The sequence below is a fragment of the Mycobacteriales bacterium genome, from assembly GCA_035995165.1.
In the GTDB taxonomy this organism is placed as follows: domain Bacteria; phylum Actinomycetota; class Actinomycetes; order Mycobacteriales; family CADCTP01; genus CADCTP01.
Genome location: DASYKU010000031.1, coordinates 1 through 24,639, shown reverse-complemented (window position 1 = coordinate 24,639; position 24,639 = coordinate 1). Strand labels below are relative to the sequence as shown.

Below are 24,639 nucleotides of genomic sequence, written 5' to 3'. Positions count from 1 at the left end.
AACTCCCGGGCGACCGCACCCGCAGCCGTCCTGTTTCAGCTGGGAGGCCCGGGTGACACAGACCTCAATGATCCTCGCGGCGGACAGCAGCGGTCGACTGGACGTCAACTTCCTCGACTACTCGATCCTCGCGTTCTACTTCATCATCGTGATCGCGATCGGCGTGCTGGCCCGGCGCTCCATCGCCACGAGCGAGGATTTCCTGCTGTCCGGCCGGTCGCTGCCCGCGTGGGTGACCGGGATCGCCTTCATCTCCGCGAACCTCGGCGCGATCGAGATCCTCGGAATGGCCGCGAACGGCGCGCAGTACGGCATCTCGACGGTCCACTTCTACTGGATCGGCGCCGTGCCGGCGATGGTGTTCCTCGGCATCGTGATGATGCCGTTCTACTACGGCTCCCGGGTGCACTCCGTCCCGGAGTACCTGCGCCGGCGGTACAACGGCGCCACCCACCAGTTCAACGCCTGGACCTTCGCGGCCTCGGCCGTGCTGCAGGCCGGCGTCAACCTGTTCGCGATGGCGCTGATCATCAAGAGCCTGCTCGGCTGGCCGATCTGGGTCTCGATCATCATCGCGGCCGGCTTCGTGCTGGGCTACATCACGCTGGGCGGGCTGTCCGGCGCGATCTACAACGAGGTCCTGCAGTTCTTCGTGATCCTGGCCGGGCTCATCCCGGTCGTCATCGTCGGCCTGCACGCGGTCGGCGGCTGGGGCGGCCTGAAGGACAAGATCGAGGCGCAGCAGCCCAACGGGGCGGCGTTGTTCAGCCAGTGGGGCGGGACGGCCGTCGGCCATCCGACGAACCCGCTGGGTGACTGGATCGGCATCGTGATGGGCCTCGGGTTCGTGCTGTCCTTCGGCTACTGGACGACGAACTTCGCCGAGGTGCAGCGGGCGCTGGCGGCCAAGGACCTCTCGGCCGGGCAGCGCACCCCGCTGATCGGGGCGTACCCGAAGATCTTCATCCCGGCCCTGACGATCATCCCGGGTCTGCTCGCGCTGGTGCTGATCCCGAAGATCGGCCAGCCGGACGGGGACGCGACCTACAACGACGCGATCCCGCGGCTGATGGGCCTGCTGCTGCCCAACGGCGTGCTCGGCGTCGCGCTGGCCGGCCTGCTGGCGGCGTTCATGGCCGGCATGGCGGCGAACGTGAGCTCGTTCAACACCGTCTTCACGTACGACATCTGGCGGGCCCGGTTCGCCAGGGACCGCTCCGACGAGTACTACCTGCGCGTCGGCCGGTACATCACGATCATCGGCATCCTGGTCAGCGTGGGCACGGCATTCATCGCGTCGGGCTACTCGAACATCCAGAACTACCTGCAGCTGCTGTTCTCGATCTTCAACGCGCCGCTGTTCGCCACGTTCATCATCGGCATGCTGTGGAAGCGGACGACGGCCTGGGCCGGGTTCTGGGGCCTGCTGACCGGCACCGTGGCCGCCGCCGTCGGCCACTTCGCGCTCACCGGCCTGAACATCGGCAGCCTGGACATCTGGAGCCCGTGGGTGACGATCGAGTCCACCCAGTCCCAGAACTTCTACGGCGCGATCATCGCGTTCGTCGTCGACGCGGTCGTCACGGTCGCGGTGACGATGTTCACCGCGCCCAAACCGGAGTCGGAGCTGGCCGGCCTGGTCGCCCGCGTCCCGAACCCGAACGCGCCGCCGAAGGGTCCGAAGCTGCCCTGGTGGGAGTCGCCCAAGCTGCTCGGCGGCGGCGCCCTGCTCATCACGCTGATCCTCAGCCTGATCTTCCTCTAGGAGGTTGTCATGACCGACAGCGAAGACCTCCAGGAAGAGGAGTTCAACGCCGAGCACAGCGCCTCGTCCCGGCTGTTCGACCTGCGCTACCTCATCGGCGGGCTGATGGGGATCTACGGGGTCGTGCTGATCATCGTGGGCCTGGCCGACTCCAAGCAGGAGATCGACAAGGCCGCCGGCATCCGGATCAACCTCTGGATGGGGCTCGGGATGCTGGTGCTCGGCGGGCTGTTCCTGTTCTGGGCCCGGACCCGGCCGCTGAAGATCGAGGGCCCCTCGGCCGCGGCGAAGGCCGAGGAGGCCGGCCCACCGATCCACTGAGCTGCGCTTTCCCGCGGGCCTCTGTCCGATGTGGACAGGGGCCCGCGGGATGTAACGTTCGTCACCGCCGGGCAACGCCGGTGTGACGGACGGATCCGCCGCGCCCGTCCTGGGGCTCACGCCGCGTCGCTACCATTGCAGGGCGCCGGCGGGGGTTCGGCGTCGCCGATCCCAGGAGGAACAGCAGTGGCCCAGCCCGAGCGCCGTCCGGTCGTCCTCGTCGCCGAGGAGCTCGCGCCGTCCGCGCTGGAGGTGCTGTCCGCGGACTTCGAGCTCCGTCACGTCGACGGCGCCGACCGGGCCGCCCTGCTGCCGGCACTGTCCGATGTGGACGCGGTGCTGATCCGCAGCGCCACCAGGATCGACGCCGAGGCGCTGGCCGCCGCCGACCGGCTCAAGGTCGTCGCCCGGGCCGGCATCGGCCTGGACAACGTCGACGTGCCGGCCGCCACCGCCCGCGGCGTCATGGTCGTCAACGCGCCGACCTCCAACATCGTCAGCGCCGCCGAGCACGCGGTCGCGCTGCTGCTCGCGGTCGCCCGCAACGTGCCCGCCGCCGACGCGAGCCTGCAGGCCGGGCAGTGGAAGCGGTCGAAGTTCACCGGCGTCGAGGTCGCGGACAAGACCGTCGGCGTGGTCGGGCTGGGCAAGATCGGCGTGCTGGTCGCCCAGCGGCTGTCCGCGTTCGGCGTCCGCCTGATCGCCTACGACCCGTACGTGCAGCCGGCCCGGGCCGCCCAGATCGGCGTCCGCCTGGTCACCCTGGACGAGCTGCTGGCCGAGAGCGACTTCGTCACCATCCACCTGCCCAAGACGCCCGAGACGATGGGCCTGATCGGCGCCCGCGAGCTGGCCCTGACCAAGCCGGGCGTCCGGATCGTCAACGCCGCCCGCGGCGGGCTGGTCGAGGAGCAGGCGCTGGCCGACGCGATCGCGTCCGGCCACGTCGGCGGCGCCGGCATCGACGTGTTCGTGACGGAGCCGGCCACCGAGAGCCCGCTGTTCGGGCTGCCGGGCGTCGTCGTCACCCCACACCTGGGCGCCTCCACGGTCGAGGCCCAGGACAAGGCCGGGCTGGCCGTGGCCCGCTCGGTCCGCCTCGCCCTGCAGGGCGAGTTCGTCCCGGACGCGGTGAACGTGCAGGCCGGCGGCATCGTCGCCGAGGACGTCCGGCCCGGGCTGCCGCTGGCGGAGAAGCTCGGCCGGGTCTTCACCGCGCTGGCCGGCGGGGTCGCCCAGTCGATCACCGTCGAGGTCCGGGGCGAGATCGCCGCGTACGACGTGAGCGTGCTGCAGCTGGCCGCGCTCAAGGGCGTGTTCACCGACGTGGTCTCCGAGCAGGTGACGTTCGTCAACGCGCCGCTGCTGGCCAAGGACCGCGGCGTCGACGTCGGCATCGCGACGTACGCGGAGGCCGGGGACCACCGCAACCTGGTGACCGTGCGCGGCGTGCTGGCCACCGGCGTGACCGTGAGCGTGTCCGGCACGCTGACCGGCCCGAAGCAGGAGCAGAAGCTCACCGAGGTCGACGGGTACGACGTGGACCTGCGGCTGGAGGGCCACCTGCTGTTCTTCCGCTACACCGACCGGCCCGGGGTGGTCGGCGCGGTCGGCGTCCGGCTCGGCGACGCCGGCGTGAACATCGCCGGCGCGCAGGTCAGCCGGACGCGGCGGGGCGGCGAGGCGCTGATGACGGTGACCGTCGACAGCGCCGTCCCGGCCGACGTGCTGGCCGCGATCGGGGCCGAGATCGGGGCCACCACGGTGCGCGACGCGGACATCGACACCGAATAGCGACCGGCCCTCTGGCCGCTGGCCTCGGCGTGTCGGATAACCTCCGAGGTCATGAGGCTGGCGGTGATCCCCGGGGACGGCATCGGACCCGAGGTGGTGGTGGAGGGCCTCAAGGTCCTGCGCGAAGCGGTGTCCGGGGTCGAGACCACGACGTACGACCTGGGCGCCGCCCGCTGGCACCGGACGGGTGAGCTCGTACCGGACTCGGTCATCAGCGAGCTGCGCAACCAGGACGCGATCCTCCTCGGCGCGGTCGGCGACCCGAGCGTGCCCCCGGGCGTGCTGGAGCGCGGCCTGCTGCTGCGGCTGCGCTTCGAGCTCGACCACCACGTGAACCTGCGCCCGGTGCGCCTGTTCCCGGGCGTGCGGACCCCGTTGGCCGGCAACCCGTCCATCGACATGGTCGTGGTCCGCGAGGGCACCGAGGGGCCGTACTCGGGGGCCGGCGGCGCGCTGCGCAAGGACACCCCGCACGAGGTGGCCACCGAGATCAGCGTGAACACCGCGTTCGGGGTCGAGCGGGTGGTCCGGGACGCGTTCCGGCGGGCGACCGAGCGCGAGCGCAAGCACCTGACCCTGGTGCACAAGACCAACGTGCTGACCTACTCCGGGTCGCTCTGGTCGCGCAAGGTCGAGGAGGTCTCCCGGGAGCACCCCGAGGTGACCGTGGCGTACCAGCACGTGGACGCGGCCTCGATGTTCTTCGTCTCCGACCCGGCCCGGTTCGACGTGGTGGTCACCGACAACCTGTTCGGCGACATCCTCACCGACCTCGGCGCTGCGGTGACGGGCGGGATCGGTCTTGCCGCCAGCGGTAACCTGGACGTCAGCCGGGCGAACCCCAGCATGTTCGAGCCCGTGCACGGCAGCGCGCCGGACATCGCCGGCACGGGCCGCGCCGACCCGACCGCGACCGTGCTGTCCGTGGCGCTCCTGCTCGACCACCTCGGGCACGGCGACCAGGCGCGGCGGGTGAATGCCGCGGTGGCCTTCGACCTGGCCACCCGGGACCACGCCGACCCCGGCAAGACCGGGTCCATCGGCGATCGGCTCGCTGCTCTGACCAGCCAGCACACCCCCGTCTGAGAGATCTGATCGGGTGGCGCCGCGGGCGTCCGGAATGAGATGGTAGGACGTCCTCGTATTTCCCGATTGGGCGTAAGCCGCCGAAGGAGCCGACCCGTGCCCATCACGCCGACCAAGAAGATCTGGATGAACGGCACGCTCGTCGACTGGGACGACGCCACGATCCACATCCTCAACCCCACGCTGCACTACGGCTGGGGCGTCTTCGAGGGCATCCGGGCGTACGGGACCTCGCGCGGGCCGGCCGTGTTCCGGCTGACCGACCACATCGCCCGGCTGTTCCGCTCGGCCAAGGTGTACTTCATGGAGCCGGGCTTCACCCCGGAGGAGATCGTCGCGGCGACCAAGCAGGTCGTCCGGATCGCCGAGGTCGAGTCCTGCTACATCCGCCCGCTGGTCTACCTCGGCTACGGCGAGATGGGCCTCAACCCGCTGCCGAGCCACACCGAGGTCATGGTCGCCTGCTGGCCCTGGGGTCTCTACCTCGGCCCGGATGCGATGGCGAACGGCTGCCGGGCGATGACCTCGTCCTGGCAGCACATCAACCAGAACTCGATCGCCCCGCAGGGCAAGGGCACCGGGCAGTACGTGAACTCGTCCCTGTCGAAGGTGGCCGCGCTCAAGGCCGGCTACGACGAGGCCGTCCTGCTGTCCCCGGCCGGCAACGTCGTGCAGGGCACCGGTGAGAACATCTTCATCGTGCAGGGCAAGACGCTGGTCACCCCGCCGGTCCAGGAGGGCCTGCTGGCCGGCATCACCCGCGACTCGGTGATGACGATCGCCCGCGACCAGGGCTACGAGGTCGTCGAGCACGCGCTGGTCCGGACCGACCTCTACATGGCCGACGAGGCGTTCTTCACCGGGACCGCGGCCGAGATCGTGCCGATCGCCTCGGTCGACGACCGCGAGGTCGGCACCGGCAAGCCCGGCCCGGTCACCAAGGACATCGTGGAGGTCTTCTCCGCCGCCACCAAGGGCGAGGTCGACCGCTACAAGGAGTGGAACGAGTACGTCGGGGAGTGAGCCGACGGGGCGGTGAGCATCGCAGGGCTTCCCGCGGCGGCATCCGGTGACTGCCCGAGGAGCGCAGCGCCCGGAGGCGAACCTGCGGCGGAGTAAATCGCCTGACACCCTCGCGACACTGAAGGGGTGCTGACCGACGTCTGGCCCCTGTTCGGCCTGGTGCTGCGGACCCCGCGGCTGGAGTTGCGGCTGCCCTCCCTGGAGCAGCTCGCCGTCCTCGGCGAGCTGGCCGCCGAGGGCATCCACGACCCTGCGGTGATGCCGTTCCAGACGCCGTGGACGGACCTGCCGCCGGACGAGCGCGCCCGTTCGGTCCTGCAGTGGTCGTGGCGCATCTGGGCGGAGCACACCCCGCAGCGGTGGTCGCTCAACTTCTGCGTGCTGGCCGACGGCGAGGTCGTCGGCACCCAGGACCTGGGCGGCAACGACTTCGCCGTCACCCGCGAGGTGAACAGCGGGTCGTGGCTGGGCCGCAAGCACCACGGCCGCGGCATCGGCACCGAGATGCGGGCCGCCGTGCTGCACCTCGGCTTCGCCGGGCTCGGGGCCGAGACCGCGCTGTCCGGCGCGCACACCGACAACGCCGCCTCGCTCGGCGTCTCCCGCAAGCTCGGCTACGTCCCCGACGGCCTGGGCCGGCAGGCCGTCCGGGGCCGGCTCGAGGTGGAGCAGCGGCTGCGGCTGGACCGGGCGACCTGGGCGGCGACCCGGACGGTGCCGGTCACGATCGAGGGGCTGGAGCCGTGCCGGCCGCTGCTCGGCGTCGCCACCGGTTGACGAACCAGCGCTCGACCGAGTCGTCGACCAGCAGGGCGAACAGCGGGTACGACCCGACCGCCGGCCAGATCAGCACGAGCACGAGGTTGATCGTGAAGATGATCGCGGTGGACACCGACACGGCTCGCCGGTCCAGCGGGACACCTCCTCGTGCTGGCTCTTGATCAGCAGCTCCGGGCGCCGGCAGCCCCACCAGGAGATGCCGCGACCAGGCTGAGGGAGGAGATCACCAGCCGTCGTAGAGCGCGGTGGCGCCCCGGCTGGACAGCGCGCTGGTCAGCAGCTGGGTGGTGAACGGCTCGGTCCAGTGGTCGCCCAGCGCGTCGTCGAGTCCCTCGCCGTCCTTCAGCTCCTGCGGTATGTCGACCAGCGGCAGCACCAGCAGCGTCAGCGCGATCGCCACCACGGCGTCCGCGAAAAGTGGTCAGTCGCTCGAATCCCCGTTCCGTCCGCACCCAGGCACCTTGCCCAGCCACGGGGGATTGATCACGAGGCCGCGGCGTGACGGTGGCCGCGCAGCCGCATCCACAGGTGCTCCAGCCGGTCGTCGAGGACCAGCGCGATCAGCGGCCAGGTACCGATCGCCGGCTGGACGGTCGCGAGCACCAGCGCGACCAGCAGGATGGCCGGGGTGACGAACGACACCGGCTCGGCCAGCCACTGCCGGACCTCCTCGCTGTCCTGGCGCAGCAGCTCCGGGTGCCGGTGCCCCCACCAGGACTGGCCGGCCAGCGCCAGCGAGGAGACCAGCAGCACGCCGTCGTAGAGCGGCACGGCGCCGTGGTCGTACTCGGGGCCGGCCAGCAGCTGGGTCACGAACGGCAGCACCACGATCGTGAACATCCAGACCAGCATCAGCCGCGCGATCACCCCGTCGTACGCGTCGAAGTACTCCATCATCCGGTGGTGGATGGACCACAGCACCCAGATGACGACGAAGCTCAGCACGAACGCGCCGATGTCGTCGCGGTGGTCGGAGAGCACGTCGCCGACGCTCGTGCCGTCGTCCTCGAGGTCGGTCGCGAACTCCGACAGCGGCAGCACCAGCAGGGTCAGGGCGATCGCCACCACGGCGTCCGCGAAGGTCATCAACCGCTCGAAGCCACGTCCCGTACGCATCGGGGCATTCTGCCCTCCCGCGGCCCGCTCGTGGGCCGCGCGTCAACCATCCGCGGAGCGCCGGCGCTGCTCAGCTCGCGGCACCGCCGCCGGTCGGCGACAGCGTACGGCCGATCCTCCGGCTCGATCGGGACCGCCTCGCGTTCGAGGTGACGGGGGCCGTACGCGGTCGATGGCACGACGTCGCCCGCATACGCGTCGAGCGTCGCCGGCCGGGATCCGGAGCCGGGGCGTCCGCGTGCTGAGAGGCCGTGCTGACGACGCAGATTCCCCGGGCCGCCCCACGGCGGGGCGACCGCCGCGGCGGGGCTTATCGTCGCTGCGGGAGGTGGGGTCCGTGGCTGAGCCGGTGACGGCTGCGTTCCGGCCGGTGCGCGGGGGCAACGCCTTCGAGGAGACCGTCGAGCGGCTGCTGCAGGCGATCAAGCTCGGCCTGGTCCAGGCCGGCGACCGGCTGCCGGCCGAGCGGGAGCTGGCGGCGCAGCTGCGGGTGAGCCGGATGACGCTGCGGGAAGCGCTGGCCGACCTGCAGCGGGCCGGGTACGTCGAATCCCGGCGCGGCCGCCTCGGCGGCACCTTCGTCCGCTACGTGCCGGCCGACGCGGCCGTCCCGCCGGCCGGCGCCCTGGAGCGGGCCCGGACCGCGGACCTCGAGGACGTGCTGACGCTGCGGTCGGTGCTGGAGACCGGGGCGGCCGAGCTGGCGGCCCGGCGCGGGCTCGGGCCGGAGGAGGCGGCGCTGCTGCGGGAGCGGCTGGCCGACTGCGCGGCCGGGCCGCCGAGCGGCTACCGGCAGCGCGACTCCCGGCTGCACCTGGCGCTGGCCGAGCTGTCCGGCTCGCCCTCGCTGGCCGCCGCCGTGGCCGACGTCCGGGTCCGGCTCAACGACCTGCTCGACGCGATCCCGCTGCTGCCGCGCAACATCCGGCACTCCGAGCAGCAGCACACCGCCGTGGTCGAGGCCGTGCTGGCCGGTGATCCGGATCGGGCCCGGCGGGAGATGGCCGGCCACGTGGACGGCACGGCGGCGTTGCTGCGCGGTTTCCTCGGGTGACCGCCGGGGGCGTCCCTTGACAGCCGGGCGGCCCGATGGGTGAATCTCCGCTTAATGGACTGATCGCAGACCATTTCCGCGAGCGGAGGTCCCCCCGTGGCGACGACCGACGACTCCCTTCCCGCCGATCCCCCTACCGACCTGCGTGACGAGGACACCCGCCGGCTCAACGAGATGGGCTACGCCCAGGAGCTGCGCCGCGGGATGTCGGCGTTCTCGAACTTCGCGGTGTCGTTCACGATCATCTCGATCCTGTCCGGCTGCCTGACGCTCTACCTGTTCGGCATGAACACCGGCGGCCCCGCGGTCATCACCTGGGGCTGGCTGATCGTCGGCGCGTTCACGCTGACCGTCGGGCTGGCGATGGCCGAGGTCTGCTCCAGCTTCCCCACCGCGGGCGGCCTCTACTACTGGTCGGCGAAGCTGGCCAAGTCCAACGCCGCCGCCTGGTCCTGGTTCACCGGCTGGTTCAACTTCCTCGGCCAGGTCGCGGTCACCGCGGGGATCGACTTCGGGGCCGCGTTCTTCCTCAACGCGTACCTGGACCTGCAGTTCAGCTTCGACACCCGGGCCTGGCACACGATCCTGCTGTTCGGGATCATCCTGCTGGCGCACGGGGCCATCAACACCTTCGGCGTCGGCCTGGTGGCCAAGCTCAACGACGTCAGTGTCTGGTGGCACGTCGTCGGGGTCGCGATCATCGTGCTGTCGCTGGCGTTCGTGCCGGACAAGCACCAGTCCGCCGACTTCGTCTTCACCCAGTTCGTCAACAACACCGGCTGGGGCAACAGCTTCTACGTCGCGCTGATCGGGCTGCTGCTCGCGCAGTACACGCTGACCGGCTTCGACGCCTCGGCCCACATGACCGAGGAGACCCGGTCGGCCGCCACCGCCGGCCCGCGCGGCATCGTCATGTCGATCGTGGTCTCGATCGTGGCCGGCTGGATCCTGCTGCTCGGCGTCACGTTCGCGATCCAGTCCTACGACGGGGCGCTCAACAGCGACACCGGGGTGCCGCCGGCGCAGATCTTCCTCGACGCGGTCGGCAACACGGGCGGGAAGCTGCTGCTGCTCATCGTGATTGTGGCCCAGCTGTTCTGCGGGATGGCGTCGGTGACGGCGAACTCGCGGATGATCTACGCGTTCTCCCGGGACGGCGCGCTGCCGGGCTCCTCGTTCTGGCACCGGATCAACCCGCGCACCCGGACGCCCACCAATGCGATCTGGCTCGCCGCCGGCGGTGCGTTCGTGCTCGGCCTGCCCTACCTCTGGAACGCCACCGCGTACGCGGCGGTCACCTCGATCGCGGTCATCGGCCTCTACATCGCGTACGTGCTGCCGACGCTGCTGCGGTTGATGCAGGGCGACTCGTTCGTCCGCGGGCCGTGGCACCTGGGGCGGTGGAGCCGGCCGATCGGGATCATCGCGGTGGTCTGGGTCTGCTTCATCACCGTGCTGTTCATGCTGCCGCAGGTGAACCCGGTCTCGAAGACGACCTTCAACTACACGCCGGTCGCGGTGCTGGCGGTCATCGGCTTCGCCGGGATCTACTGGCTGGTCTCGGCCCGCAAGTGGTTCACCGGGCCCAAGGTGCAGGGTTCGGCCGCCGAGCTGGCCGAGATCGAGCGCGACCTGGAGGCGGCCGGGTGAGTGGGCGCGGACGACTCGACCTGGAGGCACTGCGGCGCGAGGTCGAGGACGGCCGGATCGACACGGTCCTGCTCGTCATCACCGACATGCAGGGCCGCCTGCAGGGCAAGCGGATGGCGGCCGAGCACCTGCTGAACGACGTGCTGCCGGCCGACCGTCCACCTGGGACGGTCGAGGGCTGCGACTACCTGCTCGCCGTCGACGTCGACATGAACACCGTCGACGGGTACGCGCTGTCCGGCTGGGACCGCGGCTACGGCGACTTCGAGTGGCGGCCGGACCTGGACACGATCCGGTGGATCCCCTGGCACGAGGGGACCGCGCTGATCCACTGCGACGTGGTCGCCGGGGACGGGACGGCGGTGCCGCCCTCGCCCCGGCAGGTGCTGCGCAAGCAGCTCGACCGGCTGGCCGAGCGGGGCTGGTCGGCGTACGTGGGGACCGAGCTGGAGTTCATGGTCTTCCAGGACACGTACGAGGACGCCTGGAAGGCCGACTACCGCGGGCTCACGCCGGCCAACCAGTACAACGTGGACTACTCGATGCTCGGCACCGCCCGGATCGAGCCGCTGCTGCGCCGGATCCGGCTCGGCATGGCCGGCGCCGGCATGACGGTCGAGTCGGCCAAGGGGGAGTGCAACCTCGGCCAGCACGAGATCGCCTTCCGGTACGGCGAGGCACTGTCCACCTGCGACGACCACGTGCTCTACAAGACCGGGGCCAAGGAGATCGCCGCCCAGGACGGGCGGTCGCTGACCTTCATGGCCAAGTACGACGAGCGGGAGGGCAACTCCTGCCACGTGCACCTGTCCCTGCGGTCCTCGGACGGCGGCCCGGTGTTCTCCGACGGCGGGCACGGGCACTCGAAGACCTTCGACTCGTTCCTGGCCGGGCTGCTGGCCGGGATGCGGGAGCTGACGCTGTTCTGCGCGCCGAACGTCAACTCGTACAAGCGGTACGTCCCGGGGTCGTTCGCGCCGACGGCGCTGGCCTGGGGGCGGGACAACCGGACCTGCGCGTTCCGGGTGGTCGGGCACGCGCCGCCGGCGCTGCGGGTGGAGAACCGGGTGCCGGGCGGGGACGTGAACCCCTACCTGGCGGTGGCGGCGATGCTGGCGGCCGGGCTGGACGGGGTCGAGCGGGAGCTCCCGCTGGAGCCGGCCTTCCTCGGCAACGCCTACCTGGACGCGGACCGGGCCCGGGTGCCGGCGACGCTGCGGGAGTCGGCCGCGCTCTGGACGGACAGCGCGCTGGCCCGCCGCGCCTTCGGTGACGACGTGGTCGAGCACTACGCCAACAACGCCCGGGTGGAGCTGGCCGCGTACGACTCGGCCGTGACCGACTGGGAGCGGCGGCGCGGATTCGAGCGGCTGTGAAGCTGGTCAACCCGGCCACCGAGGAGGTCCTCGGGGTCGTCCCCGATTCCACTGTGGACGATGTCGATGCCGCGGTTTCTTCTTCTCGGCAGGCATTTCCGGCCTGGAAGGCGGTGGCGCCGGCGGATCGGGGGCGGCTGCTGCGGCGGTTCGCCGAGGCGGTGGACGGCGACCTGGAGCACCTGGCCGGACTGGAGGTCGCCAACGCCGGGCACCCGATCGGCAACGCCCGCGGCGAGGCGGCGATGGTCCGCGACGTGCTGCACTACTACGCGGCCGCGCCGGAAAGGCTGTTCGGCCGGCAGATCCCGGTCGCCGGCGGCATCGACCTGACCTTCGCCGAGCCGCTCGGGCCGGTCGCGGTGATCGCGCCCTGGAACTTCCCCATGACGATCGCGTCCTGGGGCTTCGCGCCGGCGCTCGCGGCCGGCAACCCGGTGCTGCTCAAGCCGGCCGAGCTGACCCCGCTGAGCGCGCTGCGGCTGGCCGAGCTGGCGCTGGCGGCCGGGATCCCCGAGGGCGTGTTCCAGGTCGTACCGGGGATCGGCGCGGTCGCCGGGCAGCGGCTGGTCGAGCACCCTTCGGTCCGGAAGGTGGTGTTCACCGGGTCGACCGCGACCGGCCGCCGGGTGGCCGCGACCGCGGCGGCGACGGTGAAGCGGGTGACGCTGGAGCTCGGCGGCAAGTCTGCGAACGTCGTGTTCGCCGACGCCGACCTGGAGCGGGCGGCCGCGACCGCGCCGGGCGCGGTCTTCGACAACGCCGGGCAGGACTGCTGCGCCCGCTCCCGCATCCTCGTCCAGGCCTCCGTGTACGACCGGTTCCTGGAGCTGCTGGAGCCGGCCGTGACGGCCTTCCGGGTCGGCGACCCGCTGGATCCCTCCTCCTCGATGGGCCCGCTGATCAGCGCGGAGCACCGGCAGCGGGTCGCCGCGTACGTCCCGGCCGAGGTGGCGATCCGCGGCACCGTCCCGAGTGGACCGGGCTGGTGGTTCCCGCCGACCGTGCTGGCGCCGGTCGACCCGGCCGCGCCGGTCGCGACCGAGGAGGTCTTCGGGCCGGTGGTCGTGGTGCTGCCGTTCACCGACGAGGCCGACGCGGTCCGGCTGGCCAACGACTCGCCGTACGGGCTGAGCGGGTCGATCTGGACCCGCGACGTCGGCCGGGCGCTGCGGGTGGCCCGGGCGCTGGAGAGCGGCGCGCTGTCGGTGAACTCGCACTCCTCGGTCCGGTACGGCACTCCGTTCGGGGGGATGAAGCAGTCCGGCCTCGGCCGGGAGCTGGGCCCGGACGCGCTGGCCGGGTTCACCGACGTGAAGAACGTGTTCGTCGCGACAGGGGAGTGAGCGGTGCGGGGTCTTTCCGGCAAGGTCGCGGTCGTCACGGGCGCAGCGAGCGGGATCGGCGCGCAGAGCGCCCGGCGGCTGGCCGAGGAGGGCGCCCGGGTGGTCGTGGCCGACGTCTCCGACGACGCCGGCAAGGCCGTCGCGGCCGAGGTCGAGGGCCTCTACGTCCGGACCGACGTCACGTCCTCCAACCAGGTCAAGGCCCTGTACGAGGCGGCCGCGGCCGAGTACGGCCAGGTCGACGTGCTGGTCAACAACGCCGGGATCTCCCCGCCGGACGACGCCACGATCCTGGAGACCGAGCTCGACGCCTGGCGCCGGGTCCAGGAGGTCAACCTCACCAGCGTCTACCTCTGCTGCAAGCACGGGATCCCGCACCTGCTCGCGGCCGGCGGCGGCTCGGTGGTGAACACCGCCTCGTTCGTCGCGCTGATGGGTGCGGCGACCTCGCAGATCTCGTACACGGCCTCGAAGGGCGGGGTGTTGGCGATGACCCGGGAGCTGGGCGTGCAGTTCGCCCGGCAGGGGGTGCGGGTCAACGCGCTGTGCCCGGGGCCGGTGGACACCCCGCTGCTGCGCGAGCTGTTCGCGGCCGACCCCGAGCGGGCGGCCCGGCGGCTGGTGCACGTGCCGATGGGCCGGTTCGCCCGGCCGGAGGAGATCGCTGCGGCGGTGGCGTTCCTGGCCAGCGACGACGCCTCGTTCATCACCGCGTCGACCTTCCTCGTCGACGGCGGGATCACCGCCGCCTACGTGACCCCGTTGTAGCCTCGACATGGTGTTGCCGCTCATCGGGATCTCCGCGTACGTCGAAGTGGCCCGCTGGGGGCCCTGGGACCGCCAGGCCACCCTGCTGCCGCAGGCCTACGTGACCGCCGTGCACGCGGCCGGGGGACGGGCGGTCGTGGTGCCGCCGTTCCCCGAGGGCGTCGCGGACGTGGTGGGCGTGCTGGACGGGCTCATCCTGGCCGGCGGCGCCGACCTCGACCCGGCCCTGTACGGCGCCGAGCCCGACCCGCGCACCACCGGGATCCGGCCGGACCGGGACGCCGGTGAGGTCGCGCTGCTGCGGGCCGCGATCGGGGCCGACCTGCCGACGCTCGGCATCTGCCGCGGGATGCAGCTGATGTCGGTCGAGGCCGGGGGCAAGCTCGTGCAGCACCTGGAGTCCGGGGCGCACCGCGGGCCCTCGCTCGGGACGTACCGGGAGCACGCGGTGAGCACGGTGGCCGGGACCCGGCTGGCGGACGTGCTGGGGGAGAGCACCGAGGTGCCGAGCTACCACCACCAGGGCGTGGTCGACTCCGGGACGATGACCGTCAGCGCGTACGCGTTCGACGGCGGGATCGAGGGGGTCGAGGACCCGGCGGCCCGGTTCCGGCTCGGCGTGCTCTGGCACCCGGAGCAGGGCACCGACCCCCGCCTCTTCGACGCCCTCCTCGCCGCCGTCTGAGGTTCCCGCCGCCCCGGCCGCTCGGCCGGCCCCCCGCCCCGACCCTCGGCCGGGCCGCCGGGGCCGGCGGTTCGGCGGGCCGGTCTAGTGGGCCGGCGAGGCGACCAGGGGCCGGGCGGTGACCGGCCGGGTCCGGGCGGCCCAACCGGCGGTGGGCGGGACGGCCAACGCCGCCGCCAGCAGCAGGGCGGCCACGACGAGCCAGCCCGGGCCGCGCCAGTCCACGACCAGGAACGAGAGCAGCAGCGGGCCCACCGCCCGCGCCACCGGGATCCCGGTGCCGTAGACGCCCTGCCAGGCACCCGGCCGGCGCGGGTCGGCCAGCCCGAAGCCGAGCTCCCAGTTGCCGGCCGCGAAGAGCACCTCGCCGACCACCTGCACGGCGGCGCCGGCCAGCACCACGAGCGCGGCCGTGGCCGGTACGGCGGGGACGGCGGCCAGGGCGAAGACCGCGCAGGACGCGGCCAGCAGGGCCCCGCCGGCCCGGACCGAGCGGGCCGCGGCCGGCATCCCGTCGACCCGCCGGCCGGCCCGGAGCTGCAGGGCGATCACGCCGATCGTGTTGACGGCGAACGCGGCCGCCACCACCGGCCCCGGCGCGCTGGTCCGCTGCACCACGAACAGGGGCAGCACCACGCTCAGCATCGGCATGTAGAGGCAGAGGACCGCGCTCAGCCCGGCGACCGCCACGTACGGCCGGTCCCGCCAGGCGCTGCGGCGACCCGGCTCCGGAACCCGGATCCCGGTCGGGCGGACCGGGATCCGCGCGGTCACGACGGCGGCCGCGACGAACCCGGCGGCGTCCAGGACCAGCACGGCGGCATAGGCCGCCGGGGTCGCGACGGCCAGCGCGATCCCGCCGACCAGGGCCCCGGCGCCGATGCCGGCGTTGCCGACCGTCTGCAGCCGGGCCCGGAACCGGGTCCGCTCCGGGCCGGGGACCAGCGTCGCCACCATGGCCTGGCGGACGGCGTGCAGGCCGCTCTGGGCCACCCCGTACGCCACCAGGATCCCGACGAAGGCGGCGAAGTCGCGGGCCCAGAGGACGGCGAGCGTGGCCCCCGCGGTGGCCAGGCAGAGCGCGACCGCGGTCGGCCGCAGCCCCCACCGGTCGGCGACGCGACCCAGCGGCGCGGTCATCCCGAAGCCGGCCGTCCAGGCCAGCGTCAGGGCCAGTCCGATCTGGCCGACGCTCATCCCCAGCAACTGGTGGAACACCACCACGGCGGAGACGTAGTAGCCGCCGTCGCCGATGGAGTTCAGGAGCAGGGCCAGCCGCATCCGGGACCGGGTGACCGCATCGTTGTCTTCCATGGAAGGTAGTTTACCTTCCATGGAAGGTACAATCAAGCATGAACTCCGACCCCGCCACGGCGGCAAGGTGGACCGGCTGGTCGAGCGCGGCCTCGTCGCCCGGGCGGCCGGGCCGGGTGGCGGCCGGGCCGGGTGGTCACGGTGACCGCGGCCGGCCGCCGGCTGACCGACCGGCTCATCGCCGAGCACCTGGACAACGAGGGGAGCTGCTGCGGTCGATCGACCCGGGGCTGGTCCGCCGGTCAAGCGCGCGTCCCAGTATGTGGAACGGGTTTCCCATCGGTGGCGGGGCGGGGTTATCGTCGCGGCGTGCACCACCTGACGACGATCATTATCACGTAGCGCGCCGGCGACAGACAGCCAGCGCGCAGACCTCCCGCATCCGCGGGGGGTCTTCTTCTTTTCCGGGGAGACCTGCAGTGCTCGACGACTCGTTCCACGTGTACGACACCACCCTGCGGGACGGCGCCCAGGGCGAGGGGATGTCCTTCTCGGTGGCCGACAAGCTCGCCGTGGCGCGGCTGCTCGACCAGCTCGGCGTGGGCTTCGTCGAGGGCGGCTGGCCCGGCGCGCTGCCGAAGGACACCGAGTTCTTCGCCCGGGCCCGGACCGAGCTGGAGATGACGCACGCGCAGCTGGTCGCGTTCGGCTCGACCCGCAAGGCCGGGGGCAGCGCGGCCACCGACAAGCAGGTGCTCGCGCTGCGCGACGCGCAGACCCCGGTCGTCTGCCTGGTCGCCAAGTCCGACCTGCGGCACGTGCACCAGGCGCTGCGCACGACGCCGGAGGAGAACCTGGCGATGGTCGCCGACACCGTCGGCTTCCTGGTCGCCGAGGGCCGCCGGGTGTTCCTGGACTGCGAGCACTTCTTCGACGGCTACACCTTCGACCGGGACTACGGGCTGCGGGTGCTGGAGGCCGCGTTCGCCGCGGGGGCGGACGTCGGCGTGCTCTGCGACACCAACGGCGGCATGCTGCCGATGGGGATCGGCCGCATCGTCGCCGAGGTGATCGAGCGCACCGGCTTCCGGGTCGGCATGCACGCCCAGAACGACACGTCCTGCGCGGTGGCCAACTCCCTGGCCGCGGTCGACGCGGGCGCCACGCACGTGCAGGGCACCGCCAACGGCTACGGCGAGCGGCCCGGCAACGCGGACCTGTTCGCCGTCATCGGCGGGCTGGAACTGAAGATGAACCGGCGGGTCCTGCCCGAGGGCTGCCTGCCGGAGATGATGCGCGTCGCGCACGACGTCGCGGGGATCGCCAACAAGGCACCCAACCCGCAGCAGGCGTACGTAGGCGTGTCGGCGTTCGCCCACAAGGCGGGCCTGCACGCCAGCGCGATCAAGGTCAGCCCGGACCTCTACAACCACGTGGACCCGGCGCTGGTGGGTAACGACATGCGCATCCTCGTCACCGAGATGGCCGGGCGGGCATCCGTCGAGCTCAAGGGCAGGGAGCTCGGCGTGGACCTGTCCGCCCGGCCCGACGCGGTCGGCCGCGTCGTCGAGCGGGTCAAGGACCTGGAGGCCGACGGCTGGTCGTTCGAGGCCGCCGACGCCTCGTTCGAGCTGCTGGTCCGGGGCGAGCTCGGCGAGGACGTCACGAGCGCGTTCACGCTGGAGTCGTACCGGGTGATCGTGGAGCGGCGCGAGGACGGCCGGGTGGTCAGCGAGGCCACCGTGAAGCTGCACGCCAAGGGGAAGCGGATCGTCGCCACCGGCGAGGGCAACGGGCCGGTCAACGCGCTGGACCGGGCGCTGCGCAGCGCGCTGGAGCCGTACCACCCGCAGCTGGCCGGGCTGTCCCTGATGGACTACAAGGTCCGCATCCTGGACGGGCGGCACGGCACCGACGCGGTCACCCGGGTGCTGGTCGAGACCGGCGACGGGCAGCACGAGTGGACCACGGTCGGCGTGCACGCCAACGTCATCGAGGCGTCCTGGCTCGCGCTCGCCGACGCGGTCCAGTACGGGCTGTTGGGCGTCGCGGACTGACCGTCGCGGGGACCGCGCTGCGGCGCGGTCCCCGGTACTGTGCCGCGCGTGCGCGAGCCGACCCGTCCGCCCCGATCCCGGGACGGGCTGCCCTCGGGCGGCGCCTCGGTCCCGGGCCTGTCGGCGGCCGGCCCGGGCGACGGGCTGTCCGCGGGCGGCGCCTCGGTCCCGCGGGACGACGGCCCGTCCGGCGGCTCGGCGCCGGGTGGGGGCGCGGGGGCGCGGCATCGGTCGGGGCGGGGCGGGCGGCGGCCGGTCGGGTTGCTGGCCGGCGGGCTGACCGCGGTGGTCGCGCTGGGCGCGGCCGCCCTGGTCGCGACGGTGCGGGACGGCGGCACCGCGGCCCCCGCGCCCGAGTCGCTCAACCGGCCACCCGCAGCCTCCCTCCCCGCTCCGGCCCCGACCCGGGGACCGGCCCGCACCGACCCGGCACCGGCCGCGGCGGGCACGATGCGGGCGGCCCCGCGGACGACCGCAGCACCCTCGACCGCGTCCCGGGCCGCCCACCCGCCTGCGTCGTCCGCCCCCGCGCCGACCACGCGGGCCGCCGCCGGCGCCTCCCGGTCCGGCCGGGCGACCTTCTACACGCTGGCCGGCCTGCCCAACTGCGGGTACGAGGACGCCGCCGCCGCCGGCACGTACGTGGCGATGTCGCCGGTCGACTTCGGCGGCTCGGCCGCCTGCGGCACGGTCCTGGACGTCACCGGCCCGAAGGGCACGGTCCGGGTGACGGTGTCCGACCTCTGCCCGGAGTGCGAGTCCGGCCACCTCGACCTGGCGGCGCCGGCGTTCGCGCGGATCGCCGACCCGGTGAGCGGGATCGTGCCGATCACGTTCACCCGCGTCGTCGACCCGCCGACCGCCGGTCCGGTCCGGATCCGGGTCAAGGAGGGCTCCTCGCAGTACTGGCTGGCGCTGTTGCCGATCGGCACCGGCAACCCGCTGGCCTCGGTCGCGGTCAGGATCGGCGCCGGCTGGCAGCCCCTGCAGCGCAGCGGGTACGGCTACTGGATCGCGCCGGCGGGCGCCGGCCCGGGGCCGTACTCGGTCCGGCTCACCGACGACCGCGGGCACAGCGCGACCGGGACCGTCCCGCTCACCGTCGGCGCCACCGTCTCGACCGGCATCCGCCTCTACTGACCGACGGCCAGCGTCGCGCGCAGGACGCAGTGGTCGCTGCCGTGGAACGTGCAGTCCGTACGGAATGCCGTCGGGACGACTCCCGGCCCGCCGAGGATCCGGTCGATCCGGACCACCGCGACCCCGTGCCGCCGCAGCAGCAGCGGACCCCAGGACGGGTCCGGGCCCCAGCCCGCGTCGTGCGCGTCGGACAGCCCGCGGGCCAGCTCCCGGCCGCCCGGCTCCCGGTCGGTCACGTTGAAGTCGCCCATCAGCACCACCCGGCGCCCGGCCGCGATCTCCCGGTCGGTGAACGCCCGGATGAACGCGATCTCGGCGTCCCGCGGCCCCGCGTCCCAGCGCAGCGGCAGTTCCGGCGCCGGCCAGGCCTCGGCCGGCAGCGGGTGCGCGACGATCGCGGTCAGCTCCCGGCCGCCGCCGAGGTCGAGCCGGGCCCACAGCAGCGCCGACCCGGGCCGGCCGGCCGGGTCCTGCAGCGTCCCGGAGTCCAGCAGCGGGTAGCGCGAGTACAGCGCCCGGCCCACCTCGGGGTGCAGCAGCACGGTCCGGTAGCGCTGCCGCAGGTACGGGTCGCCCTTCAGCGCGGCCGACTGCCGGAACGTCACCTCGACCAGGCCGACGACGTCGCCGTCGAAGCCCCGGACGGTGTCGGCGACCCGGACGGACGGGTTCGTCAGCAGCACGTTCCAGGACACCACCCGGACCGGCGTCCCCGCGGCCGCGACGTGCCGGGGCACGTAGGAGGGCCCGAGGTGCAGCCCGAACGCGAGCACGGCCAGCCCGAGCGCCCCGGCCAGCGCCCGGTCCCGCAGCGAGACCGCGAACGGCAGCAGGAACAGCAGCGGCACGAACAGCCAGGGCGCGAACACCTGGGCCAGCGCCAGCGGCCCGCTGCGCTGCGGGAACACCTGCTGGACCGCGGTCAGCACGACCAGCAGGACCGGGTACGCGACCGGCGCCCAGCGCCGGATGCGCCTCACCCCGCGGTGGTGGTGGCCTGCGACTGCCCGGCGGCCGCGCAACCGCCGTCGAGGCCGCAGACGCAGCCGTCGCAGCCGCGCTCGACCGGCGGGGCCGAGGGCGGCGGGATCCGGCCGGCCGTCCAGACCCGCAGGGTCGAGCCCAGCACCAGCAGCCCGGCGCCGACGAACGGCAGGGCCAGATAGCGGACGGTCGCGTCGCCCCAGGTCGCCCAGGGCAGCAGGCCCGCCAGCAGCAGGGCCGCGGCCAGCACTCCGAGCATCCGCACCGCGCGCCGCCGCGCCTGTCCCGCAGTCACCTGAGCAGTATCCCACCCGGGGTCCGCGGCGTCCGGCGGGTAGCCTCCTCACCCGTGCGTATCGCCCGTTTCGCGACCCCGGCCGGCCAGGTCCACTTCGGCAAGGTGGAGGGGGAGGCCGGCGCGCCGGCCGACGCGCTGACCGTCGCCGCCATCGCCGAGCACCCCTTCGGCCAGATCGAGCTCACCGGGGAGCGCTGGGCGCTGCCGGACGTCCGGCTGCTGGCGCCGCTGCTGCCGAGCAAGGTCGTCGGCATCGGCAAGAACTACGCCGAGCACGTGGCCGAGATGGGCGGCGAGGCCCCGGCCGCACCGCTGATCTTCCTCAAGCCGCCGACGTCGGTGATCGGCCCCGGCGACGCGATCCGGCTGCCGGTCGACTCCGGCGAGGTGCACTTCGAGGGCGAGCTCGCGGTCGTCGTCGGCGCGCTCGGTGCCCGCGAGGTGCCGCGCGAGCGGGCGCTGGACGCGCTGCTCGGCTACACCGTCGCCAACGACGTCACCGCGCGGGACCAGCAGCGCAGCGACGGGCAGTGGACCCGGGCCAAGGGGCACGACTCGTTCTGCCCGCTCGGGCCCTGGATCGAGACCGTGCTGGACCCGGCCGACCTGGCCCTGCGCACCGAGCTGGACGGGCAGCTCAAGCAGGACTCGCGCACGTCGCTGCTGCTGCACGACGTCGCCACGCTCGTCTCGTACGTCTCCCACGTGATGACGCTGCTGCCCGGCGACATGATCCTCACCGGCACCCCGTCCGGGGTCGGCCCGATGACGGCCGGCCAGACCGTCGCGGTGACCATCGAAGGCATCGGCACCCTGAGCAACCCGGTGCGGTCCCGATGACCGTCCGCGTCCGCTTCCCCCCGTCGCCGACCGGCGACCTGCACGTCGGCAACGTCCGCAGCGCGCTGTTCAACTGGGCCTTCGCCCGGCACGCCGGCGGCAGCTTCGTGCTGCGCATCGAGGACACCGACGCCGCCCGCAGCACCGAGGCGTCGTACCGGGGCGTCCTGGACCAGCTGCGCTGGCTCGGGCTGGACTGGGACGAGGGTCCCGAGGTCGGCGGCCCCTACGCGCCGTACCTGCAGTCGCAGCGGATGGACATCTACGCCGACGTCATCGCGCGGCTGCGCGAGGCCGGCTACGCCTACGAGTCGTACTCGAACGACGAGGAGGTCCGGGCCCGCCGGGCCGCGCGCGGCGACAAGACCCAGGGGTACGACAACCACGACCGTTCGCTCACCGCGGCCGAGATCGCCGCGTTCCAGGCCGAGGGGCGTCCGCCGGTGCTCCGGTTCCGGATGCCCGACGAGGCCGTGGTCTTCGAGGACCTGGTCCGCGGCGAGGTCCGGTTCGAGCCCGAGAACGTGCCCGACTTCGTGCTCGCGCGCGCCGACGGCAGCCCGCTCTACCCGCTGACCAACCCCGTCGACGATGCGCTCATGGGCATCACCCACGTGCTGCGCGGCGACGACCTGCTCGCCTCCACGCCGCGGCAGATCCCGCTGCAGGCGGCGCTGCGGGAGCTCGGGCTCGCGTCCGGGCCGATGCCGCGGTACGGGCACCTGCCGATGGTGCTGGGCGAGGGCAAGCAGCGGCTGTCCAAGCGCAAGACGCCGGAGGCGTCGCTGGCGAACGTCCGGGCCGAGGGCTTCCTGCCCGAGGGGATCCTCAACTACCTGGCCCTGCTGGGCTGGTCGATGGGCGGCGACCAGGAGCTGTTCACGCCGGCCGAGATGGTCGAGGCGTTCACCGTCGAGAGGATCTCCCGCAACCCGGCCACGTTCGACGTGAAGAAGCTCACCGCGATCAACGGGATCAAGATCCGCGGGCTTTCTCCGGAAGACTTCGTGAAGCGGCTGCTGCCGTTCCTGGTCCGGCGCGGGGTGTTCACCTCGCCGACGGACGCGCAGCTCGACCTGGTCGCCGCGGCCGCGCCGCTGGTGCAGGAGCGGGCGGCCACGCTGGTGGAGGCGGCCGACCTGCTCGGGTTCTTCTTCGTCCCGGACCACCACTTCGCGGTCGACCCGGCGGCCGCGGCCAAGGTGCTCACCGCTGCCGCCGCCCCGGTCCTGGACGCCGCTGTGACGGCGCTGGGCGAGCTGTCCACCTGGACCCACCCGGAGATCCAGGAGGCGCTGGAAGGAGCGCTCGTGACCGGCCTGGGGCTCAAGCCGCGGGTCGCGTACGGGCCGGTGCGGGTGGCGGTGACCGGGCGGACCGTCTCACCCCCGCTGTTCGAGTCGATCGAGCTGCTCGGACGCGGGTCGACGCTCGATCGGCTGCGCGCCGCACGGGCCGGATTGGGCACCGCTGCGGGCATGGGCTAACATCGTCATCCGGCGCGCCGAGCAGGTGGGCGTTCCTCTTGGGGTATGGGGTAATTGGCAGCCCGGCTGATTCTGGTTCAGCTAGTCTAGGTTCGAGTCCTGGTACCCCAGCGCCGCAGCACGATCGCAGCACCGTACGGCCCCGTCGTCTAGAGGCCCAGGACGCCGCCCTCTCAAGGCGGTAGCGCCGGTTCGAATCCGGTCGGGGCTACACCCGCTGACCTGCCCGTTCGGGCAGGTCAGCTTTTTCATGTCCGTTCCGTGCAAGGGTTCGTGCATGGAACGCTGTTAACGTCCCATCCATGCCACAACGTCGTCGCCGCGCGCGGGGGCACATCCGTCCGCTCCCGTCCGGGAGCTTCCAGGCGATCGTCTACGCCGGCACGGACCCGCTGACTGGCAAGGAGCGCTACGAGCGAAAGACGGCGATGACGTACGCGGCCGCCGAGATCGAGCTCACACGCATGCAGGCCCAGGTCGACGAGGACCGGCATCCGAAGTCGGACCTCACCGTTCGCCAGGCGATCGACCAGTGGCTCGAGGTCGCGGAGTTGGAGGACACCACCCGGGACCGGTACGACGACCTGATCCGGATCTACATCGATCCGACGCTCGGCGCTATGAAGGCGTCGAAGCTCGACGCTCAGATGCTGGAGCGTTGGTACGCCCGCCTGCAGCGCTGCCGCTCCGGCTGTGACGGCCGACGCAAGGCCGGCCACCTCTGCCGGCCGCTGAGCAGCAGCACGGTCCGCAAGATTCACTTCATTCTCAGCGGCGCCCTGGGCCGGGCCGTCCGCTGGGACCAGATCCCGGTGAACAAGGCCGAGCTGGCCGTGTCGCCGTCGCCGGCGGCGACCGAGCCGGATCCGCCGACCGCGGCGGAGGCCGCTCGCCTCCTGGGCGAGGCGTGGGCCGCCGACCCGGATTGGGGTCTGCTCCTGTGGCTGACCATGGTCACCGGTTCGCGCCGCGGCGAGATCAGCGCCCTGCGCTGGCATCACGTCGACCTGGACGGCGCCCTGCTGACCCTGCAGCGCAGCAACGCGCAGCCGAAGTCCGGCCTCAAGGAGAAGACGACCAAGACACGCCAGCAACGCCGGGTCACCATCGACCCGCAGACGATCGCGCTCCTGACCGCCCACCGCCAGGCGTGCGAGCAGCGCTGCGCCGCCCTCGGCGTCGAGCTCGACCGGGCCGCATACCTGTTCTCGCCAGCGCCCGACGGCTCGGCTCCCTGGCCGCCGCGATCCCTCACGCAGAGGTACGGCCGCCTGGCCCGCAAGCTCCAGCTCCGCAGTACCCGCCTGCACTCCCTGCGCCACTACTCGGCCACCGAGCTCATCGCCGCCGGCACCGACGTCCGCACGGTCGCCGGCCGGCTCGGCCACGGCAGCGGGGGAGCGACCACCCTCAAGGTCTACGCCGCCTGGGTCGACGAAGCCGGTCAACGAGCTGCCGAGACGATGGGCGGGATCATGCCGGCGATCGTCGTCCCGGCACCGCGCGCGCCTCGCGGACCCTACGAGGTCATCGCCGCCGAATTGCGGCAGCAGATCCAAGACGGACGGCTCGCCCCGGGAAGCTTCGTCCCCAGCACCAACGAGCTGGCGACCGCCTACAACGTCTCGATCGCCACCTCCCACCGAGCCGTCGCGCTACTCAGCGCCGAGGGTCTGATCGAGGTATCGGGTCTGCTGCAGGGATCTGTGACATCTGAGATCGCTTGGCCGGTGGCCGGGCTGGGAGGATGTTGCTGTGCCGAAGCCGTTCCCGAAGGAGTTCCGCGAGGACGTCGTGCGGGTCGCGCGTGAGCGC

General features: G+C 72.8%; 23 protein-coding genes and 2 tRNA genes. 19 read left to right on the top strand and 6 right to left on the bottom strand.

Annotation, left to right across the window (positions count from 1 at the left end):
• Nucleotides 1-67 precede the first annotated feature (67 nt).
• The 6 genes from VGP36_05615 (at nucleotide 68) to VGP36_05590 (ending at nucleotide 6,766) form a co-directional block, all read left to right on the top strand.
• Nucleotides 68-1,765: a sodium:solute symporter family protein gene (locus VGP36_05615; GenBank protein ID HEV7654201.1), complete on the top strand. Its 1,698-nt coding sequence runs from the start codon at nucleotides 68-70 to the stop codon at nucleotides 1,763-1,765.
• Nucleotides 1,766-1,774: 9 nt separating this feature from the next.
• Nucleotides 1,775-2,086 (top strand): hypothetical protein, encoded by a 312-nt coding sequence (locus VGP36_05610; GenBank protein ID HEV7654200.1) that lies wholly within the window; start codon nucleotides 1,775-1,777, stop codon nucleotides 2,084-2,086.
• Between the two features lie 186 nt (nucleotides 2,087-2,272).
• Complete coding sequence (gene serA, locus VGP36_05605; protein ID HEV7654199.1) at nucleotides 2,273-3,880, top strand: phosphoglycerate dehydrogenase; 1,608 nt, start codon at nucleotides 2,273-2,275, stop codon at nucleotides 3,878-3,880.
• Nucleotides 3,881-3,931: 51 nt separating this feature from the next.
• On the top strand, nucleotides 3,932-4,966 hold the full coding sequence (locus VGP36_05600; protein ID HEV7654198.1) for a 3-isopropylmalate dehydrogenase: 1,035 nt from the start codon (nucleotides 3,932-3,934) through the stop codon (nucleotides 4,964-4,966).
• A gap of 96 nt (nucleotides 4,967-5,062) precedes the next feature.
• Nucleotides 5,063-5,989 (top strand): branched-chain amino acid transaminase, encoded by a 927-nt coding sequence (locus VGP36_05595; protein HEV7654197.1) that lies wholly within the window; start codon nucleotides 5,063-5,065, stop codon nucleotides 5,987-5,989.
• Nucleotides 5,990-6,115: 126 nt separating this feature from the next.
• The gene (locus VGP36_05590; protein HEV7654196.1) at nucleotides 6,116-6,766 is read left to right on the top strand and encodes a GNAT family N-acetyltransferase; all 651 of its coding nucleotides are present in this window, start codon (nucleotides 6,116-6,118) and stop codon (nucleotides 6,764-6,766) included.
• Here VGP36_05590 and VGP36_05585 read toward each other — a convergent pair.
• The 3 genes from VGP36_05585 to VGP36_05575 form a co-directional block, all read right to left on the bottom strand.
• The gene (locus tag VGP36_05585; GenBank protein ID HEV7654195.1) at nucleotides 6,711-6,887 is read right to left on the bottom strand and encodes a hypothetical protein; all 177 of its coding nucleotides are present in this window, start codon (nucleotides 6,885-6,887) and stop codon (nucleotides 6,711-6,713) included. The two genes, VGP36_05590 and VGP36_05585, sit on opposite strands and share 56 nt — an antisense overlap.
• A gap of 105 nt (nucleotides 6,888-6,992) precedes the next feature.
• Nucleotides 6,993-7,169 (bottom strand): hypothetical protein, encoded by a 177-nt coding sequence (locus VGP36_05580; GenBank protein ID HEV7654194.1) that lies wholly within the window; start codon nucleotides 7,167-7,169, stop codon nucleotides 6,993-6,995.
• 83 nt (nucleotides 7,170-7,252) lie between these two features.
• Nucleotides 7,253-7,885, bottom strand: coding sequence for a TMEM175 family protein (locus tag VGP36_05575; protein ID HEV7654193.1), 633 nt, complete (start codon nucleotides 7,883-7,885; stop codon nucleotides 7,253-7,255).
• Between the two features lie 337 nt (nucleotides 7,886-8,222).
• Between VGP36_05575 and VGP36_05570 the strand changes: the two genes are divergently transcribed.
• From VGP36_05570 to VGP36_05545, 6 genes are all read left to right on the top strand, one after another.
• Nucleotides 8,223-8,939 carry an FCD domain-containing protein gene (locus tag VGP36_05570; GenBank protein ID HEV7654192.1) on the top strand — a complete coding sequence of 239 codons (717 nt, stop codon included), beginning with the start codon at nucleotides 8,223-8,225 and terminating at the stop codon, nucleotides 8,937-8,939.
• Between the two features lie 96 nt (nucleotides 8,940-9,035).
• Nucleotides 9,036-10,589 carry an amino acid permease gene (locus VGP36_05565; GenBank protein HEV7654191.1) on the top strand — a complete coding sequence of 518 codons (1,554 nt, stop codon included), beginning with the start codon at nucleotides 9,036-9,038 and terminating at the stop codon, nucleotides 10,587-10,589.
• On the top strand, nucleotides 10,586-11,965 hold the full coding sequence (locus VGP36_05560; protein HEV7654190.1) for a glutamine synthetase family protein: 1,380 nt from the start codon (nucleotides 10,586-10,588) through the stop codon (nucleotides 11,963-11,965). The genes VGP36_05565 and VGP36_05560 overlap by 4 nt, the downstream gene beginning before the upstream one ends.
• Entirely contained in the window at nucleotides 11,962-13,311 is a 1,350-nt protein-coding gene (locus VGP36_05555) for an aldehyde dehydrogenase family protein (protein HEV7654189.1), read from the top strand. The genes VGP36_05560 and VGP36_05555 overlap by 4 nt, the downstream gene beginning before the upstream one ends.
• A 3-nt stretch (nucleotides 13,312-13,314) precedes the next feature.
• A complete protein-coding gene (locus VGP36_05550) occupies nucleotides 13,315-14,079 on the top strand; it encodes a 3-oxoacyl-ACP reductase (protein HEV7654188.1) in 765 nt (254 codons plus the stop codon).
• Nucleotides 14,080-14,086: 7 nt separating this feature from the next.
• Nucleotides 14,087-14,764, top strand: a complete 678-nt coding sequence (locus tag VGP36_05545; protein HEV7654187.1) for a gamma-glutamyl-gamma-aminobutyrate hydrolase family protein — start codon at nucleotides 14,087-14,089, stop codon at nucleotides 14,762-14,764.
• 84 nt (nucleotides 14,765-14,848) lie between these two features.
• On the opposite strand, the gene VGP36_05540 is transcribed toward VGP36_05545, so the two are convergent.
• Nucleotides 14,849-16,078, bottom strand: coding sequence for an MFS transporter (locus VGP36_05540; protein HEV7654186.1), 1,230 nt, complete (start codon nucleotides 16,076-16,078; stop codon nucleotides 14,849-14,851).
• 419 nt (nucleotides 16,079-16,497) lie between these two features.
• On the opposite strand from VGP36_05540, the gene cimA reads away from it, so the two are divergent.
• Nucleotides 16,498-18,075, top strand: a complete 1,578-nt coding sequence (gene cimA, locus VGP36_05535) for a citramalate synthase (protein ID HEV7654185.1) — start codon at nucleotides 16,498-16,500, stop codon at nucleotides 18,073-18,075.
• A gap of 48 nt (nucleotides 18,076-18,123) precedes the next feature.
• Complete coding sequence (locus VGP36_05530; GenBank protein ID HEV7654184.1) at nucleotides 18,124-19,215, top strand: expansin EXLX1 family cellulose-binding protein; 1,092 nt, start codon at nucleotides 18,124-18,126, stop codon at nucleotides 19,213-19,215.
• Here VGP36_05530 and VGP36_05525 read toward each other — a convergent pair.
• Complete coding sequence (locus tag VGP36_05525; GenBank protein ID HEV7654183.1) at nucleotides 19,209-20,195, bottom strand: endonuclease/exonuclease/phosphatase family protein; 987 nt, start codon at nucleotides 20,193-20,195, stop codon at nucleotides 19,209-19,211. The two genes, VGP36_05530 and VGP36_05525, sit on opposite strands and share 7 nt — an antisense overlap.
• Nucleotides 20,192-20,494 carry a hypothetical protein gene (locus tag VGP36_05520; protein ID HEV7654182.1) on the bottom strand — a complete coding sequence of 101 codons (303 nt, stop codon included), beginning with the start codon at nucleotides 20,492-20,494 and terminating at the stop codon, nucleotides 20,192-20,194. The genes VGP36_05525 and VGP36_05520 overlap by 4 nt, the downstream gene beginning before the upstream one ends.
• 54 nt (nucleotides 20,495-20,548) lie before the next feature.
• Here VGP36_05520 and VGP36_05515 point away from each other — a divergent pair, with 54 nt between their 5' ends.
• The 5 genes from VGP36_05515 (at nucleotide 20,549) to VGP36_05495 (ending at nucleotide 24,635) form a co-directional block, all read left to right on the top strand.
• Entirely contained in the window at nucleotides 20,549-21,337 is a 789-nt protein-coding gene (locus tag VGP36_05515) for a fumarylacetoacetate hydrolase family protein (GenBank protein ID HEV7654181.1), read from the top strand.
• Entirely contained in the window at nucleotides 21,334-22,824 is a 1,491-nt protein-coding gene (gene gltX / locus VGP36_05510; GenBank protein ID HEV7654180.1) for a glutamate--tRNA ligase, read from the top strand. The genes VGP36_05515 and gltX overlap by 4 nt, the downstream gene beginning before the upstream one ends.
• A 39-nt stretch (nucleotides 22,825-22,863) precedes the next feature.
• Nucleotides 22,864-22,935 (top strand) — tRNA-Gln (locus VGP36_05505).
• Nucleotides 22,936-22,962: 27 nt separating this feature from the next.
• Nucleotides 22,963-23,035: transfer RNA gene (locus tag VGP36_05500), tRNA-Glu, on the top strand.
• A gap of 91 nt (nucleotides 23,036-23,126) precedes the next feature.
• Nucleotides 23,127-24,635: a tyrosine-type recombinase/integrase gene (locus tag VGP36_05495; GenBank protein HEV7654179.1), complete on the top strand. Its 1,509-nt coding sequence runs from the start codon at nucleotides 23,127-23,129 to the stop codon at nucleotides 24,633-24,635.
• The last annotated feature ends 4 nt before the right edge of the window (nucleotides 24,636-24,639 follow it).